Source organism: Rickettsia philipii str. 364D (assembly GCF_000283995.1).
GTDB classification, from domain to species: Bacteria; Pseudomonadota; Alphaproteobacteria; order Rickettsiales; family Rickettsiaceae; genus Rickettsia; species Rickettsia rickettsii.
Map to the genome: position 1 here is coordinate 622,237 of NC_016930.1, position 16,098 is coordinate 638,334.

Below are 16,098 nucleotides of genomic sequence, written 5' to 3' on the forward strand. Positions count from 1 at the left end.
ATTAATAATTATTAGAGGTTTTATATGACTAAACCATATGTCATTAAATTAACTACTCCTTTTGAGCGTATTAAACTTTATAATTCTATACCCGATATTGCGCTTAGAAGTGCTATTATTATGCAGGCAATAATAGATGCAACTAATACTTCTAACAAGAAAGAGGCAACAAAAGCAGAATATAACGCTAAAAAATGGCTTGTTGAAAATAATGAAAATTTTAATGCTACCTGCTTAGAAATTGGCATTGAGCCTCATTATGTAAGAAAGACTGCTAAAAAACTAATTAAATCGCAACAAAATAAGGATAAGCGTCCTAAACTCTACGGCTAAAGTTTAAATAAATTAATTTGTAATAAAACTTGAAATTACTCTAAATATAAATTAATTGTATAGGTGTTACTTAGTAACGCCTATATATTAATTATTTCAGATTATAAAGGTTATTTATGATTATTTCAGTTTCAGGTCAACATATTTCTATCGGTAATAATTTACAAGAATATTCAAAAGAGAGGGCTACGCAAGTCGTTAAAAAATATTTTACCGATATAATAAATATAGATATACATTTTTCAAAAGAAGGAATTCACTTTAAATGTGATATTATAGTAAAATATGGCTCCGGTAAACATAATATAGTCAAAAGTAATGATAGTTGTAGCGATATATATGTAGCTTTTGATAAAGCTATGTCAAAACTAGAAAAACAGCTTAGAAAATATAAATCAAAATTCAAAAATCATCATGCGGGTAAAGTAAAAATATCAGAAATTGCTTACGAAGGTACCAAATATATTATTAATCCGCAATCTGATAGTGAAACCTCTAACGCCGAAGATAATGATAATCCGGCAATTATCGCTGAAAAGCCTGTAGAAATATTAAAATTATCAGTAAAAGAAGCGGTAATGCAAATGGATTTAGAAGATTTACCTGCAGTAGTATTTAAAAATATAAATAATGATCGTATCAATATAGTTTATTATCGTAAAGACGGTAATATTTCTTGGGTAGATTATAATTAATGCTCATTATCCCTTACAAAGGAGTTACGCCAAGAATCGATAAAAGTGCATATATTGCCGAAAGCAGCTCTTTAATAGGAGAGGTTGAAATAGGTAGTAATTCAAGCATTTGGTTTAATACGGTTCTTAGAGGCGACGTTGAATAGATAAAAATAGGAAATAATACTAACAAGACGGTAGTGTAATTCATGCTTTAAGGTTTAACGGACCGGTAGAAATAGGCGATAATATAACTACCGGTAATCTCTCTCTTATTCATGCCTGTACAATACATCATAATGCTTTTATCGGTATGAGTGCTACGATAATGGATTATGCAGTAATAGAAGAATATGCCTTTATTGCTGCAGGCAGTCTTATCCTGCTAAAGAAGATAATTAAATCTCAAGAATTATGGATGGGATCCCCTGCAAAATTTGTTAGATATTTAACCGATCAAGATTTAGAATATATGCAAGATAATGTAAGACATTATGTAGAACTTGCAAATGTTTATAAGATACTCGTTGCATTTGAAAAATTGGCGTAGTCTATCTACTTTTTACGTATCAAGAGTATATAAGGAATCCTTAAATGCCTTAACCGTATTTTTAAGTAAAAACGCAATAGTCATCGGTCCGATGCCGCCTGGGACGGGAGTAATATATTGTACTTTAGACTGAACATTTTCAAAATCAACATCACCGATAATTTTATTGCTGCTAATTCTATTAATGCCTACATCAATTACTATAGATTCAGGATTAAAATATTCTGCAGTTAATTTTAAAGGTGAGCCTATTGCAGCAACAACAATATCGGCTTTAGAAGTAATAGAGCGTAAATTGTGTGTCTTAGAATGACAAATAGTAACGCTGCAATTTTCTTTTAACAGTAAAGCACTTAAAGGTTTGCCTACTATATTTGAGCGTCCAATAATTACAACGTTTTTACCGGTTAAATTAGGTTCGTATTTTTTTATAGCTGCAAGACAACCAAGAGCAGTGCAGGGAATAAAGCCTTGACTAATTCCGCTATGTAAGTAACCGACATTTAAAGGGTGGAAACCATCAATATCTTTAGAAGGTGATATTGCCGATAAAATTTTATTTTTATCTATGGAGCTTGGCAAAGGAAGCTGAACTATAATTCCTGAAATCTCGTTATCAAGGTTTAACTCATTGATTTTTGATATTAAATCATTAGTATGAATAGTAGCAGATAGATTTATTAATAAAGTATAAATTCCTACTTGATGTGCATTTTTTATTTTGTGTCTTACATAAATAATGCTTGCCGGATTATCGCCTACTAGGACTATAGCAAGCTTTGGTGAAGTGTTGGTTTGGCTTGTAAGTTCTTGAATTTCTAGCTTTAAGTCTGCTAGTATCTCATTGGCTAATGCTTTACCGTCAATTATATTATTCACTCTTATTTTTGTCTCCGTTCAGTTTTAACGTCATTACAAGGAAATTACGTAAGTAATTGACGAAGCAATCTCAGGAGTTTGTTATTGTTTCATGAGATTGTCACGTTCTCTAAGGTTGTTCGCAATGACGATCTCTTTATTTAGTCACGCTCTTACTTCTTTTCCCCGTATTTTTGGTAGTAGAATACTCAAAATGTAGAGCCTTGCCGTCAAATACTCTACTATAAGCATGATGAAGACTGCTTGCCGCTTCAGCAAAACCCGTAAGAATCAGCTTAAGCTTACCAACATAATGAGCAATATCGCCAATGGCGTAAATACCTTCTATATTAGTTTGATAATAGGAAGAGTCTACTTCAATATGGTGAAGCTTAACATTTAAACCCCAATTTGCTAAGCTACCTAAATCTTGCTTTAACCCAAAAAAAGGTAGTAATATATTGGCATCCAATTTGCGAGTATTATTTTGTAAATCTTTAACTATAACCGATTGAAGTTCACTATTATTACCATCTAAAGCATTTAATTGATAACCGGTTATTAACTCGATTTTATCGGTTTCTGCAATATGCCTTAATTGCCTTACGCTTTCAGGAGCTGCTGTAAATTTATCCCGCCTATGTACTAAATATATTTTATTTGCAATATCTGAAAGAGAAATAGCCCAGTCAACAGCCGAATCCCCGCCGCCTGCTATAACTATATTTTTACCCGCAAATTTGCTTTTATCATTGATGAAATAAAAAACTGACTTGCTTTCAAAATCTTCAATATTCGCAAGGGGCGGTTTGTTTGGACCGAATGAACCTGCTCCTGCTGCAATAATAATAACTTTGCTTTTAATAAGAGTGTTTTTTGAGGTTTTAATTTCAAAAAAATCATCTTGTTTATTTAGCTCTATAGCTTGCTGATTTAAATGATATATAGGGTTAAAAGGAGCTGCTTGAAGTGCTAACTGTTTTATTAGCTCTTCTGCTACAATTTTAGGATATGCCGGTATATCGTAAATAGGCTTTTCAGGATATAGGGTAATACACTGACCGCCGATAACTTCTTGTGCATCAATAACATGACACTTCATGCCAAGCATTCCTGCTTGAAAAACTGCAAATAATCCAACCGGACCGGCACCTATTATTACAACATCAGTATTATGCATACTTTTTATATTTAAATTTTAAAAAGGATTTTATTGGATATTGAGAAAATAATCAATGGTTATGTGAGTATATTTATAGAAATCCAACACTTTCTCAGAGGGATTTTTAAAAACTGTCGGATATTATACTAGACGAGATGCATTTAAAGGTTGTACTGCATTCCACTTTTCTTCTACGGGTTCTAATATATTCGCTTTTATCTCGGCTTTGTTTTGTAGCATACCGAATAATGAGATTTTTTTAGTATTTATAGGTAATATTTGTGCTACTTCCCTATCGCTTTTGGTAATTATAATAGATTCTTTATCTGTTTGTAATTTTTCTATATAAAGAATCTATTTATAGCTAATTTGGGTTATATTCATTATATTTTAATGTAAAAAATAAAATTTAAAGAAAAACCAAAACAAATTCTGTGGGGCACATATCATCAATTCATATTTAAATATAACCATTTCTTAAACTAGCCTTGTAAAATCATTAAACTTTGTAAAAGATTAATAATAGAAATTAATTATTTTTATTATTAATTATGAAAATTAAGATTCTACGAAATATTATCGGTTTTATTATCTGAACTATAAGTACGGGCAATAGTTTTGCCTCCTCCGCTAATGCTTTTTTTCCTTGTTAGTGCGATGGTTTTACCGTCTTGTATAGTTCGGCTACTCCTTTAGCTTTCGGTACGTATGTTCCAACTGTCGATGCTCTGCAAACAAATACAATTATAATAAAGTGTACTTTAGGTACTAATTATACTGTTTCATTAAATGCCGGTACTGCACCTGCTGCTACAACTAGTACCCGTAAAATGACTGGTCTTGTTAACACTAATAGTTATTTACCTTATAATCTTTACTCCCATGCAGGGAGAACACAGAATTGGGGAAATCAATCAAGTGACTGGGTAATGGGAACAGGACTAGATCAAACGCTCACAATATACGGCAAAATACCTCAAGGAGCAAATGTTCCTTCCGATACTTATAATGATACAATTACAATAATCGTGGCATATTGATATAAATCATTTTTTAAGATTTCTACCTATCCTATCTATATTCTTGATTTTTAATTCTTTTGCCAGTGCTACTATCGTACCTGTCAATATATAGTAATAGAATAGCAACTATGACGGTGCAAAATAATGATTATGCACCTAAAAAGTTTCAATTAATTCGTTTAAAGCGTACATATAAAGATGGTATAGAAGAATATAAAGCAACTAAAGATTTAGTGGCAACTCCGGTAACATTTACCTTACATGATGGTAAAATACAATTGATACGGGTAGCTTTAAAAAACACACAGACTTATTCTACTAAAGCAAAAGACTATAGAATTTTTATAAAAGAATTACCTCGTAGAGTGAAGTTAGAGAATAGTGTTACCTCCACCGTAGATCTTGTTGTTCAGCATAGTATAGCTATAACAATATCAGGTTAAAAATCTTTAAAACTAAATAAATTAAAGCAATGTGCTTTTTAAATACAATAATATCGGTTTTTATAGGTATTATTTTTTTATACCGGTGAGTTTTGCAGGTGGAGTTATCTCTGAATCTCTTGGTGATACTTCGCCTTGAATCGCAGCGGATACAAACGTACATGAGGATTAGGAGTTAGGGTTATTGTCCCAATTACCTCTAGCAGTAGAATTTGAGAATAGCGCTAATGAAATTGCGGGTGAGAGTGAATTGATGGTTTCGTTAGAAGTTAATTATACCGAAACCGATATATTGCCGACTATAGTGCAAAACGCTCAAGGTCATTATTTAATTCCTCTTGAAGATATAGAACATTTTGATGTTCAAGCAAATTATCTTAAGCAGGGTTTAGTGCATTATCATGATACTGCATATATTAATTTAGATTTGCTTGAGGGTACTAAATATGATTTAAACTTTGAGAATTTAGATTTAAATATTACTTTTCCAGCAGAAAAATTCAACCTCAATCATTTGATGCTTCAGGTGGTCCTATGAAGAACGTCGATACTAAACTTATTAGTGGGGTATATTTAAACTATGATGTGACTCTTAGTCCAAATGATGATATTAATTATTTAGCCGGAGTAGAGGAACTCAATTATTTCACTGAACACGGTGTATAGTTATAGTTTCTTATTTCAAACTGAAGCCGTTAAATCAAATTTTTCTAAAATCACAAATACCACAAAAAACCAAAATAAATTTACACGTTTAGACACAAATTGGACATATGAGAATGTGGATAAGATGACTAATTGGTGGGTAGGGGATAATAGCATAACTAAAGTGTCTTCTTGGTCTAATTCAACTAGATTTGCCGGTATTCAGTATACTACTAATTTTGCAGTTAGACCGAATTTAGTTACCTATCCGTTACTGGATTTTAGAGGGAAATCAGAACTTCCAAGCAGTATAGAGAGATTTTAGTATACCTATATATAATGCTAAAGCTCATATGGGGGATTTTGATATAACCAATATTCCGGTTATCACCGGTAGAGGTGATTTAATAGTTAAAACGCAAGATATAAACGGTAAAGTTTAGACAATTACTATTCTCCTTATTACGCATCACCGAGCTTATTACGTTCCGGGCTTTCACATTTCTCTTACGAAGCAGGTTTTCAAAGACAAGATTTTACGATATATAGCAGTGCTTATAAATATTTAGTTCTAAATACTGATTATATGCTTGGTATGAATGATTATAACAAGCTGCGGACATAAATTTTTAAAAAATAATGGAGTAGTAGGGGTAATAATTTAAAAATCGGAAATTTATTATAGGCATTTCAGCTGCAAGTAATATCAAAAATTTCGGTCGCTGTCAAAGAATTAATTGCGGCTATACTTATGAATCGGAATATTTTGATATTAATAGTAATTTAGATTGGAATAATAGTAATTATCAGGACGTATATAACGATCCCGATAAAATTTTCTCAAGTTTAAATTATCAGATTTCAGCTAGTTGCGGTAATACCGATTTTGGTAATATAAGTGTTAATTTTTTGTCTTTTGTCGTAAATAACACAATGCAAAAAGGTAAACGCTCAAATATATTATCATCAACTTATCAAAGAAATATTACTAAAAAAGGTTTCTTAAGTTTTACTATAGGTACCGATTTAAACAGTAAACGTAAAAATAATTTTGCCTATATACCATTTAACTTAAATTTAGATTCCAATAAAAGCATTTCATTGACCGATTTATATCAAAATAAATATCATACAAAGCAACTTGGTGTTTCCTGGCCGATTACTTCAAATATGGGATGGGGATATAATGCTAACCTGATCAAAGTTAAAGCTACAAATTACAATGTACAAGTTAACCGTAACGGTAAAAATAATGATATTGGAGTTTATCTGCAGAAAAATGATACCGAAATAATGAAACAGTTTAATATCAAAGGAGGAATTTTCTCTATTGATAAAAGCTATTATGAGACAAGACCGATTAACGGAGGTCTTGCTTTGATTAAAGTCAATAGTTTAAAGAATGTCGGGGTTTATAATAATAGCGGGTGATACCGATGATAAAGGTAAAATGCTTGTACCTAACTTAACACCGTATGTTCCTTCCGAAATAAGACTAGACGATGAAAATCTACCTCTTAATACAGAGTTTGAAGAAATTGCTTTGAAAGTTGCTCCAAGAACAAAATCAGCGGTATTATTAGACTTTAATATTAAAATAATTAAAAGCATTGAAATGACAGTATTTGATAATACGTGAGTATTGAAGGTTTAGATGAAGAAATATTTGTAGGCTATGATGGTAAGATATATATTAAAGATCTTGAAGTATTAAACGGTTCTATTTGTGACGAGAATGCGGAGAATAATAAATACTGTCATTTTAGCGTACCGGTTAATAGAGATTTCAATGACCCTGTAATTGATTTAGGCGAAGCAATATGCAGATGAAGACTTATTATTACTCCTGTGTGGACTAAAAACGCTCCGTTGTCATACCGTGGCTTGACCACCACGGTATGACAAATTCTTTTTAAGCAATGTCAAGAAATCAATAATAATATTATTAATCAACATGATTATGTCAGGAAATGCTATGGCGTTACTTGCAACATGTAATCCGTCAGTTCCAACCGTAAATTTCGGTAGTTTTAATGTCGGTGCCATTAGCACAACTTCCGTTACTGCTGCAGTTACTTGTAGTGCTTTATTATCACTACTTGTTAGCTATACCGTAACTTTCAGTACGGGAGCTGCTAATATTTATAACCCAAGAAATATGATTAATGGGGTACGTAAGCTGAATTATAATTTGTATAAAGATACCGGTTTTACTCAAATCATCGGTAACGGTACTAGTAGTACTGTAACATTTACCGATAGCTATACACTAGGTCTTGAACCGGTCACAAAAAACTATACCGTATATGCACGTCTGCCGTTACAACCTATTGCTGCTACCGGCACGTTTCAAGACACTATTATCGTAACCCAGCCATGGCTATATAATAAAAAATCTTTAAAATCAAAATTCTTCAGTCTAGGTTCTAACTTTGTTGCTTGCATGGATTGACTCCTAGGGTGCTAGACATTGCTGTCCAGTATTATGAAGCTGTATTTTTATTATAATATCAAAAACAATTTAAGTTTTATATTACTATAACTACATTGAGTATTTTGTAGTTACTTAATATTTTTAACTTAAATAAAGGTCGAATTTATGAAAAATGAAGAACAACACAATCCACCAACTCCAAAACATGGTCGAATAATATTCCCGCTTTACACAATGGGAAAAGTTTGTGTAGATAAGAAGCTAATAGATGAAGAGTGGAAACTTAACGAATTTGAAACAGGGAAAGGGAGTGATGAGCGTTTTGGAAATGATGTCGCAGGGGAACCGCTACCACTAGATGGACATATTCTTAATGGTGGGCGTACAGATGATACAGATTGGGTAAATGCTACTAATGAAGAAATAAGAGCGGAATTAAAAGATCCAATGTTTAACTGGATAAACTATACCATTAGAAGGTGAGAAAAAACTTACAATAGCATGGGATTATACTGTATCACATAAAACTTGCGGTTATATAGTGCAAATGACAAAAGCAGAGTTTACCTTTGCAAATAGACTGAAACACGATGATTTAGAAGAAATTTATAGTGAACTTTCTGATCAATTTCCTTACTGGGATAATACATTAGTTCCTTCTAAAATGATTTAAGTAACTTTTCCAGATAGAGAGCCAGGATATTATGTTGTAGAAGTTGATTGGATAGTAGCCGACACGCCACGTTTGTTGCATCGTTTATTGTTGAATATAAGGATGAGGTTACACCGATAGGTCTCTTAATACGAATGATAGAGAATGTATTTAACGTTATTCCCGTATAGATAAGGTCTTGTTGCATGGATCGGTTTTCTTTCTGTTACGCTGTGACTTGATCGTGAGATGACAGAGATGGAATCGATCCTTAAACTTATGTCTACGCGAAAATGCAACCGGGAACCACACAACATTGCCTTACTTCCGCAGGATAAGACTGTTTGTGCCTTAAGAAAGTATAATATTTGTACAAACAATTCTATATAGTAATCAAGAGTGATTTGTGTCAAGTCAAAAATCTAAAAAAAAATAAATATTTATATTGAATAAATTATTATTCTCGTGTCTACTTAAGTGAAGATTCTATACACTGAATATGGTGTCATTTTTTCAAAATAAGCATTATAAATCCTACAACCCCATTAGTACCTATAATGAACACGTTTAAAAAAAATAAATTTCAAATCACTATAAACAACAACCATAACAATTTACTTACTCCTTTCGGTAAAGCTATTCTGCGAGATCGATATCTTATGAAAGGTGAGGATTTTCAAGATTTATTTGCAAGAGTTTCTAGTTATTATGCCGAAAATAAACAGCATGCTCAGAAGTTATATGAATATATGAGTAAAATGTGGTTTATGCCAGCAACACCAATCTTAAGTAACGGCGGAACGGATAGGGGACTTCCTATTTCGTGCTTCTTGAATGAGACCGATGATAGCTTAGACGATATAGTAAATTTATGGACAGAAAATGTTTGGCTTGCTGCACGCGGTGGCGGGATTGGCAGTTATTGGGGTAATGTTCGTGCTATTAATGAAGGGATTCGTGATAAAGGTCATTCATCTGGTATTATACCGTTTATTAAAGTAATGGATTCTATGACTCTTGCTATTTCGCAAGGTTCTATTAGGCGAGGTTCATCGGCTGTATATTTGCCTATTAATCACCCTGAAATTGAAGAATTTATCGATATAAGACGTCCGACAGGCGGGGATGTGAACCGTAAAGCTCTTAATATTCATCACGGTATAGCTATAACCGATGAATTTATGAAAGCAGTTGAAAACAATACGGATTTTGACCTTGTTAGTCCTGCTACCAAAAAAGTCGTAAATAAAGTTAGAGCAAGAGATTTATGGGTTAAGTTATTAACTACTAGAATAGAAACAGGTGAGCCTTATTTGTTATTTATCGATAGTGTTAATAAATCTATCCCTAAGCATCATAAAAAATTAGGGCTTCAAGTTAAAATGTCTAATCTTTGTAGCGAAATTACATTGCCGACGGGAATTGACCATCTAGGCAAGTCAAGAACTGCTGTTTGCTGCCTTTCCTCTTTAAATTTAGAGTATTACGAAGAGTGGAAAGACGATAAAGAATTTATCCATTCTATTATGTTGTTCCTTGATAATGTTTTAGAAGACTTTATTAATAAAGCACCGGATACTATGGCAAGAGCTAAATATTCAGCTTTACGTGAGCGAAGTGTTGGACTTGGCGTAATGGGCTTCCACTCATTTTTGCAAATGAAAAAAGTACCGATAGAATCGGTTATGGCAAAAGTTTGGAATAAAAAAATATTTGAATATATATCTGCTGAAACTGATAAAGCCTCAATAGAAATCGGTAAAGAAAAAGGAGTATGTCCTGATGCTCTAGATGCAGGAAGTAATGAACGATTTAGCAATAAAACCGCAATAGCACCTACCGCCTCAATTTCGGTAATAGCAGGTAATGCCTCACCCGGAATAGAGCCGTTTGCCGCTAATAGCTTTGTACAAAAGACTTTAACCGGTTCTTTTAACGTGCGTAACAAACATTTAGAAAGGTTATTAGAGGAGAAAGGATTTAATAATGATCAAGTTTGGTCTTCGATTGCAACACATGAAGGATCAGTACAACATTTAACATTTTTATCCGAAGAAGAAAAACAGGTTTTCAAAACCGCTTACGAAATTGATCAGAATTGGCTAATTGAACTGGCAAGCGATCGTACTCCTTACATTACGCAAGCACAATCTTTAAACATCTTTTTACCGGGGAATGTTAGTAAGAAATATTTAAATAATATTCATTTTAAAGCCTGGACAAAAGGAGTAAAAAGTTTATATTACTGTCGATCGACATCAATACAGCGAGCCGATAAGGTCTCGCATGACGTATTAAAGGCCAATTTTAAAGATTTAGAGGAACAAAACGATAAGTTAGCAGAAGCCGGTAACTACGAAGAATGCTTAGCTTGTCAGTAAGTATAACTATGCAAAGATATTTAGACCCAACAAATGATGTAGCATTTAAAAAATTGTTTACGGATAAAACAAGGTGACTAGGCTTTCTCAATATATTATGAGGTTACCTGAAGAGTTAAGGATTATCAACCTTGAATATATTTCAAACGAACAAGCGCCGGATTTAGGATAGAATAAAAGGAGTATAGTAGACGTAAAAGTGCGAGATAACTCCGGCAATATTTATATTGTTGAGATGCAAAACGGCTATGCCGATGCTTCTTTATCAAGAGTACCATTTTACAGTTGTATAGCATTTTCTTCGCAATTAAAAAGAGGAAAAGAATATGTTGATCTAGCTCCTGTAGTAATGGTAGTAATTATTTCTGGATTGCAGGCATTGCCCGAGGAACAAGAATGTATTAGCTATCATCAAACTATTAATGTCGGCAACGGTAAGCATCAACTTAAATGCTTGCGTATTTGTTGAATTAGACAAATTTACCAAAGAAGCAGATGAGTGAGAAAGCTTAGAAAATGATTGGTTATATATGATGGCTAAATTCGATAGAGCAAAAGAACCCCCGCAACATACAAAAGATGAAAATAGCATTAGCAGTTTATAAAACTATTGAATAATTTAACTGGAGCGAAGCAGAATATGATCTTGCTACTCAAACGGAAGAGTTAAATCAAAAAAGTAAATATAATGAGGGGAAAGCTGAGGGTATTGAAATTGGAGAAACTAGAAGAAATACAGAAATAGCAAAAGAAATGTTAGCGGATAATGAGCCGATAGAGAAAATAATTAAATATACTAAGCTTTCAAAAGAAGAAATAGAAAAATTAAAAGAAGAAAAATTATGTCACTACTTGATGCAAGTCCAATTTATAAACCGTTTTCATATCCATGGGCATATGAAGCTTGGCACACTCAACAAAAAATTCATTGGCTACCGGAAGAAGTACCGCTTGCCGACGATGTTAAAGATTGGAAATATAACTTAACTCCAGGGGAAAAACATCTATTAACGCAAATATTTCGTTTTTTTACACAGGCAGATATTGAAGTGAATAATTGCTATATGAAGCATTATTCACGAGTATTTAAACCGACTGAAATATTAATGATGTTATCAGCATTTTCTAATATGGAAACGGTACATATCGCGGCATATTCACATTTACTTGATACGGTAGGTATGCCGGAAGTAGAATATTCAGCATTTCTTAAATATAAGGAAATGAAAGACAAGTATGATTATATGCAGCAATTCGGAGTGGATGCCAAAGAAGATATAGCAACTACACTCGCAGTATTTGGAGCTTTTACTGAAGGATTACAGCTATTTGCTTCTTTTGCGATCATGCTTAATTTCCCTCGTTTTAATAAAATGAAAGGTATGGGACAGATTATTGCTTGGTCAGTGCGTGATGAAACACTTCATACTAACTCAATTATTACTCTGTTTAAGACTTTTGTAAGAGAAAACCCTGAAGTTTGGACAGAAACTTTACGTAAACGTATTTATGAAGCTTGTACGACTATTGTGCATTTTGAAGATGCCTTTATTGAACTTGCTTTTGAAGTTGGCGGTATTGAGGGATTAACGGCATATGAAGTAAGACAATATATTCGTTATATTGCCGACCGTCGTTTAATGCAGCTAGGACTCAAAGATGTATATTTGGTAAATCATAACCCCCTTCCTTGGCTTGATGAAATGCTAAACGGAGTCGAACATACGAACTTTTTTGAAAATAGAACAACTGAATATTCAAAAGCAGCGACTACCGGTTCATGGGAAGAAGTATTCACTGAGATGGACGCCACAGCGGAGGCTAAATAATATACTCAGATAGCACTTATGCTAAACATGTTGTGTCGAAGTATACATATTAAGAACAACAATAACAAAAAATTAAAAATACCTGATCTTTATTTTTAAAAATTTTTTAAAATAGATTTAGAATATTTAAACATTGCAAGTGATTTTATGGCTGTTATAAATAATAAAAACTATCAAAAAGTTGTAGAAAAAGTTTTATCTTCTTCTAAAGCTAATAAAGTACTAAAGAGTGCAATTCAGGACTTATCATCTTCAAAGAGTATAAGCTTAAGAACGATATTACTCGGAGCAAGATTTATTTTAACTAATCCTGTAAATACTTATAATCTTGTTAAGCTTGCTAACTCTTCTAAGATATATCTTGATCCGGAATTTCAAAAATCACTTCTTAAAAAATCTCCAATATGGGAATTTTTAAAAAAACATTCGGATGATTTGCCTAAAATAGGTCAAATCTTAGCAAATGCAGGCTTTAGAGAATTTCAAGATAAGAGTGCTTTAGATGAAAAGGGACTCGAAATACTAAAAGAATGTTTTAAAAATGAACAAGTACTTAAAAAACTTCAAGAAATTGCAGTTGAAGTAAAGCAAGAGCTACCGGACTGGAATAAAGTGACTTCTAGAACTTTAGATATGCTGGTTACCGATAAAAACTTCCAAAAATTCTTTAACGAAAAGAGTGAAGATATTACGAAATACATACGTACAGGAGCAACTGAAATACTTCCAAGCGATTATATAAAAACTTTTGATTATATATTACAAAAACCCGAAAAGAAAAATTTATTAAAAATATTTAATGAACATCCTGATTTTAAGCAAGAACTGGCTAAAAATATAAACAATCCTAATACTCTAAAAAGATTTAATAAGTTATATCCTGAAAAACAAATAATTATTGAAAATTTCTTAGAAGAAGCAAAAGAACAAGCTAAACCTTTTTTAAAAGAACATTTTGAAACCTACAAAATTGATCTTAAAATTTTAGATATTATTCCTACTTTATTAAATAAAATGCCTGAGATAAAAGAGATTTGTGATACTCTTAATGCTCCAAATCAAGGTGTAATGATATCTCTTGAGAAATCCTTAGAAATGGTAGCTGGTGATGATAAATTAAAAAGTTTTTTTGCTAATAATAAAACAATCTTACCAAATATTGCTTTAGGTATTATTGAAAATACTCCTAGCGTACAAAACATAACAAAAGAATATAATTTTGATAAACAAATGCTTAGTATTGTAGGCGAAGTTATGTCAAAACCGGAAGTTGCTCATGAGATTATTGCAGACTTAAATAAAGGCGATTATATGAGTTTAACCGGTAATATAATCGCCGCCCTTAATGATCCTTCATTTAAATTAAAAGATATATTAGTAGAGCAAAGTAAAGGAGGTCTATTTGATAATTTAATTACAGGAGTTTTAGAACAAGATGCAAAAAATAGCCAAACTATAAAACAACAACTTATAAATTATAGTCTGGAAGCGAGTGATGTTACAAAGCTAACGAGCATAATGCCTATATTACTTGATCAATCTGAATCATTAAAAAAGATTTTTCGAGATTTTATTCAAGGTGATTATACGGGAATGGCAAAAGAGTTAATAGCTTTAACTAAAGACAATCCTGAAATTAAAAAATATTTAAACAATAATAGAGAAATATTTGCAAGTATTTTAGATAAAACTTTAGTAGAAATACCAGGTATAAATAACCTTGATAAGAAAGAATTATATAATGTACTTCCATCAATGTTAAACCATCCTAATGAATTAGTTAAAGTTATAGAAGAGGTTGAAAAAAGTAATTATCGTGAGGCTGCTAGTGCTATATATAATCTAGTTCAAAAAACAAATTATTTGGAAGGGCAATTGCCGAATATTATAAAAGCAGGTTTGAGCTATGCTACTGAAAAACTAAAAGACGTATTTAGTCCATCACAAGATTTTAAAGATAAAACTATAGATGCAATTACTCTTAGAAATAATTTACATAAAATACAAAATGGAAAATTCAGCTTAGAGGGAGCTATATTAGTAGGTGATTTATCTAATATCGACTTCTCAGGCGTATCATTAAAAAATGCAGATTTAACTAAAGTCACTTCTTTAAAAGATTGTAATTTTAAAAAAATTAATTTAGCAGAGGCTAAATTACCTGATAATTTAATGCTACTTACTGATACTTACAATCTTGATAAGGCTATCCCTCCTTTAGTACCTAAACTAATTAAAGAACAACAAGCAAAATTAATTGATAAGGCAATTGATAAATTATTTTTACAAATACAAGCTGAAGGAAAAAGAAATGTACTTAGTAAAAAACAATTTGCTCAACAAGTAAAAAGATTATATGAAGAAAATCAAACGATTAAAGACTATATTATAGAAAAACTAAATTCACTACCTATGAATATGGTTACTAACCTAGCTACTCCTAGAACAAATCAATATAAACATATTACAAATCATGTAAATTCTCCATTACAAGTATTGAACCCTTTATATGAAAATATTGCAAATAAACAAAATATTAAGAGTAATTTATTGGCAAATATTTTAAGCGAGAAAATATCACAAAAACTTTTTGATAAAGGTGATAATAGAGGTGAAGATTTTTACATGATAAATCAGATGCTAAAACCTATCGTTTCTGAATATTCTAAAGAAAATCCTGATAATATAAATAATTTTTTAGAGCCAAAAAATCTAGAAAAGTTAGCAAGTAATATTGCCTCTACTTTATATGCTAAATCTAAATATACTGGGGTAGGCACTATTACCGGTGGAATTTATTTACCAAAAGAAATCTTCAATGAACAGTTAAAAGATAACTTTAAAAATGAGTTCGAAAATATTAATAAATTAAATGTTTTAAAAGCAGCAAAAAATATAGTTTCAAATTTAGATAGTAAAGTGCATGTAGTAGATAATCACGATAAATCAAATACTTACGCATCATTACCTACAAAAAGTAAACAAATACACAGATAACTCCATAAATCTTAGATCAAATTGATTTAATTACCATATTATGTAATATAAATTAAAATATTTAAGTAGTGCTTAATTTATTTCTTTGAATCAATTTTAAGATAATGTAATGTTTATG

At 31.7% G+C, this 16,098-nt stretch carries 19 protein-coding genes and 2 pseudogenes; 18 read left to right on the forward strand and 3 right to left on the reverse strand.

Annotated features, from left to right (window positions below; translation table 11 throughout):
• Nucleotides 1–24: 24 nt before the first annotated feature.
• The 3 genes and pseudogenes from RSA_RS03210 to RSA_RS08460 all read left to right on the forward strand — a co-directional run bounded on the left by RSA_RS03210 (nucleotide 25) and on the right by RSA_RS08460 (nucleotide 1,557).
• Nucleotides 25–333, forward strand: a complete 309-nt coding sequence (locus tag RSA_RS03210; protein WP_014364721.1) for a hypothetical protein — start codon at nucleotides 25–27, stop codon at nucleotides 331–333.
• 116 nt (nucleotides 334–449) lie between these two features.
• Complete coding sequence (gene hpf, locus RSA_RS03215; protein WP_014364722.1) at nucleotides 450–1,028, forward strand: ribosome hibernation-promoting factor, HPF/YfiA family; 579 nt, start codon at nucleotides 450–452, stop codon at nucleotides 1,026–1,028.
• Nucleotides 1,028–1,557 (forward strand): annotated as a pseudogene (locus RSA_RS08460) (gamma carbonic anhydrase family protein). The gene hpf and the pseudogene RSA_RS08460 overlap by 1 nt, the downstream one beginning before the upstream one ends.
• Nucleotides 1,558–1,569: 12 nt before the next feature.
• Here RSA_RS08460 and folD read toward each other — a convergent pair.
• The 3 genes and pseudogenes from folD to RSA_RS09475 form a co-directional block, all read right to left on the reverse strand.
• Entirely contained in the window at nucleotides 1,570–2,436 is an 867-nt protein-coding gene (folD, locus tag RSA_RS03230; protein WP_014364725.1) for a bifunctional methylenetetrahydrofolate dehydrogenase/methenyltetrahydrofolate cyclohydrolase FolD, read from the reverse strand.
• Between the two features lie 152 nt (nucleotides 2,437–2,588).
• Nucleotides 2,589–3,595: pseudogene (locus RSA_RS03235) on the reverse strand (NAD(P)/FAD-dependent oxidoreductase).
• Between the two features lie 123 nt (nucleotides 3,596–3,718).
• Entirely contained in the window at nucleotides 3,719–3,931 is a 213-nt protein-coding gene (locus tag RSA_RS09475) for a type II toxin-antitoxin system Phd/YefM family antitoxin (protein WP_231284263.1), read from the reverse strand.
• Between the two features lie 317 nt (nucleotides 3,932–4,248).
• Here RSA_RS09475 and RSA_RS03245 point away from each other — a divergent pair, with 317 nt between their 5' ends.
• The 15 genes from RSA_RS03245 (at nucleotide 4,249) to RSA_RS03320 (ending at nucleotide 15,980) form a co-directional block, all read left to right on the forward strand.
• Nucleotides 4,249–4,617: a Csu type fimbrial protein gene (locus RSA_RS03245; RefSeq protein ID WP_014362957.1), complete on the forward strand. Its 369-nt coding sequence runs from the start codon at nucleotides 4,249–4,251 to the stop codon at nucleotides 4,615–4,617.
• A 110-nt stretch (nucleotides 4,618–4,727) separates the two neighbouring features.
• Nucleotides 4,728–5,042, forward strand: a complete 315-nt coding sequence (locus tag RSA_RS03250; protein ID WP_014364726.1) for a fimbria/pilus periplasmic chaperone — start codon at nucleotides 4,728–4,730, stop codon at nucleotides 5,040–5,042.
• Nucleotides 5,043–5,226: 184 nt separating this feature from the next.
• Entirely contained in the window at nucleotides 5,227–5,580 is a 354-nt protein-coding gene (locus RSA_RS03255; RefSeq protein WP_014364727.1) for a hypothetical protein, read from the forward strand.
• Nucleotides 5,577–5,708 (forward strand): hypothetical protein, encoded by a 132-nt coding sequence (locus RSA_RS03260; protein WP_012150834.1) that lies wholly within the window; start codon nucleotides 5,577–5,579, stop codon nucleotides 5,706–5,708. The genes RSA_RS03255 and RSA_RS03260 overlap by 4 nt, the downstream gene beginning before the upstream one ends.
• Nucleotides 5,701–6,012, forward strand: coding sequence for a hypothetical protein (locus RSA_RS09480; RefSeq protein ID WP_231284257.1), 312 nt, complete (start codon nucleotides 5,701–5,703; stop codon nucleotides 6,010–6,012). Before RSA_RS03260 ends, RSA_RS09480 begins: the two co-directional genes overlap by 8 nt.
• Before the next feature lie 584 nt (nucleotides 6,013–6,596).
• On the forward strand, nucleotides 6,597–7,118 hold the full coding sequence (locus tag RSA_RS09485; protein ID WP_230455921.1) for a hypothetical protein: 522 nt from the start codon (nucleotides 6,597–6,599) through the stop codon (nucleotides 7,116–7,118).
• Nucleotides 7,090–7,326 (forward strand): fimbria/pilus outer membrane usher protein, encoded by a 237-nt coding sequence (locus RSA_RS03280; RefSeq protein WP_041472341.1) that lies wholly within the window; start codon nucleotides 7,090–7,092, stop codon nucleotides 7,324–7,326. Before RSA_RS09485 ends, RSA_RS03280 begins: the two co-directional genes overlap by 29 nt.
• Nucleotides 7,323–7,517, forward strand: coding sequence for a hypothetical protein (locus RSA_RS03285; RefSeq protein WP_041472342.1), 195 nt, complete (start codon nucleotides 7,323–7,325; stop codon nucleotides 7,515–7,517). Before RSA_RS03280 ends, RSA_RS03285 begins: the two co-directional genes overlap by 4 nt.
• A gap of 124 nt (nucleotides 7,518–7,641) precedes the next feature.
• Complete coding sequence (locus tag RSA_RS03290; protein ID WP_196792870.1) at nucleotides 7,642–8,139, forward strand: spore coat protein U domain-containing protein; 498 nt, start codon at nucleotides 7,642–7,644, stop codon at nucleotides 8,137–8,139.
• 147 nt (nucleotides 8,140–8,286) lie between these two features.
• On the forward strand, nucleotides 8,287–8,604 hold the full coding sequence (locus RSA_RS03295; RefSeq protein WP_012150837.1) for a hypothetical protein: 318 nt from the start codon (nucleotides 8,287–8,289) through the stop codon (nucleotides 8,602–8,604).
• Between the two features lie 64 nt (nucleotides 8,605–8,668).
• Complete coding sequence (locus RSA_RS03300; RefSeq protein ID WP_014362346.1) at nucleotides 8,669–8,794, forward strand: hypothetical protein; 126 nt, start codon at nucleotides 8,669–8,671, stop codon at nucleotides 8,792–8,794.
• A 536-nt stretch (nucleotides 8,795–9,330) separates the two neighbouring features.
• The gene (locus RSA_RS03305; protein WP_014362953.1) at nucleotides 9,331–11,154 is read left to right on the forward strand and encodes a ribonucleoside-diphosphate reductase subunit alpha; all 1,824 of its coding nucleotides are present in this window, start codon (nucleotides 9,331–9,333) and stop codon (nucleotides 11,152–11,154) included.
• A gap of 199 nt (nucleotides 11,155–11,353) precedes the next feature.
• Nucleotides 11,354–11,623: a PD-(D/E)XK nuclease family transposase gene (locus RSA_RS09490; RefSeq protein ID WP_014364729.1), complete on the forward strand. Its 270-nt coding sequence runs from the start codon at nucleotides 11,354–11,356 to the stop codon at nucleotides 11,621–11,623.
• A 373-nt stretch (nucleotides 11,624–11,996) separates the two neighbouring features.
• Nucleotides 11,997–12,983, forward strand: a complete 987-nt coding sequence (locus RSA_RS03315; RefSeq protein WP_004995690.1) for a ribonucleotide-diphosphate reductase subunit beta — start codon at nucleotides 11,997–11,999, stop codon at nucleotides 12,981–12,983.
• A 147-nt stretch (nucleotides 12,984–13,130) separates the two neighbouring features.
• Nucleotides 13,131–15,980 carry a pentapeptide repeat-containing protein gene (locus tag RSA_RS03320; protein WP_014364730.1) on the forward strand — a complete coding sequence of 950 codons (2,850 nt, stop codon included), beginning with the start codon at nucleotides 13,131–13,133 and terminating at the stop codon, nucleotides 15,978–15,980.
• Nucleotides 15,981–16,098 lie beyond the last annotated feature (118 nt).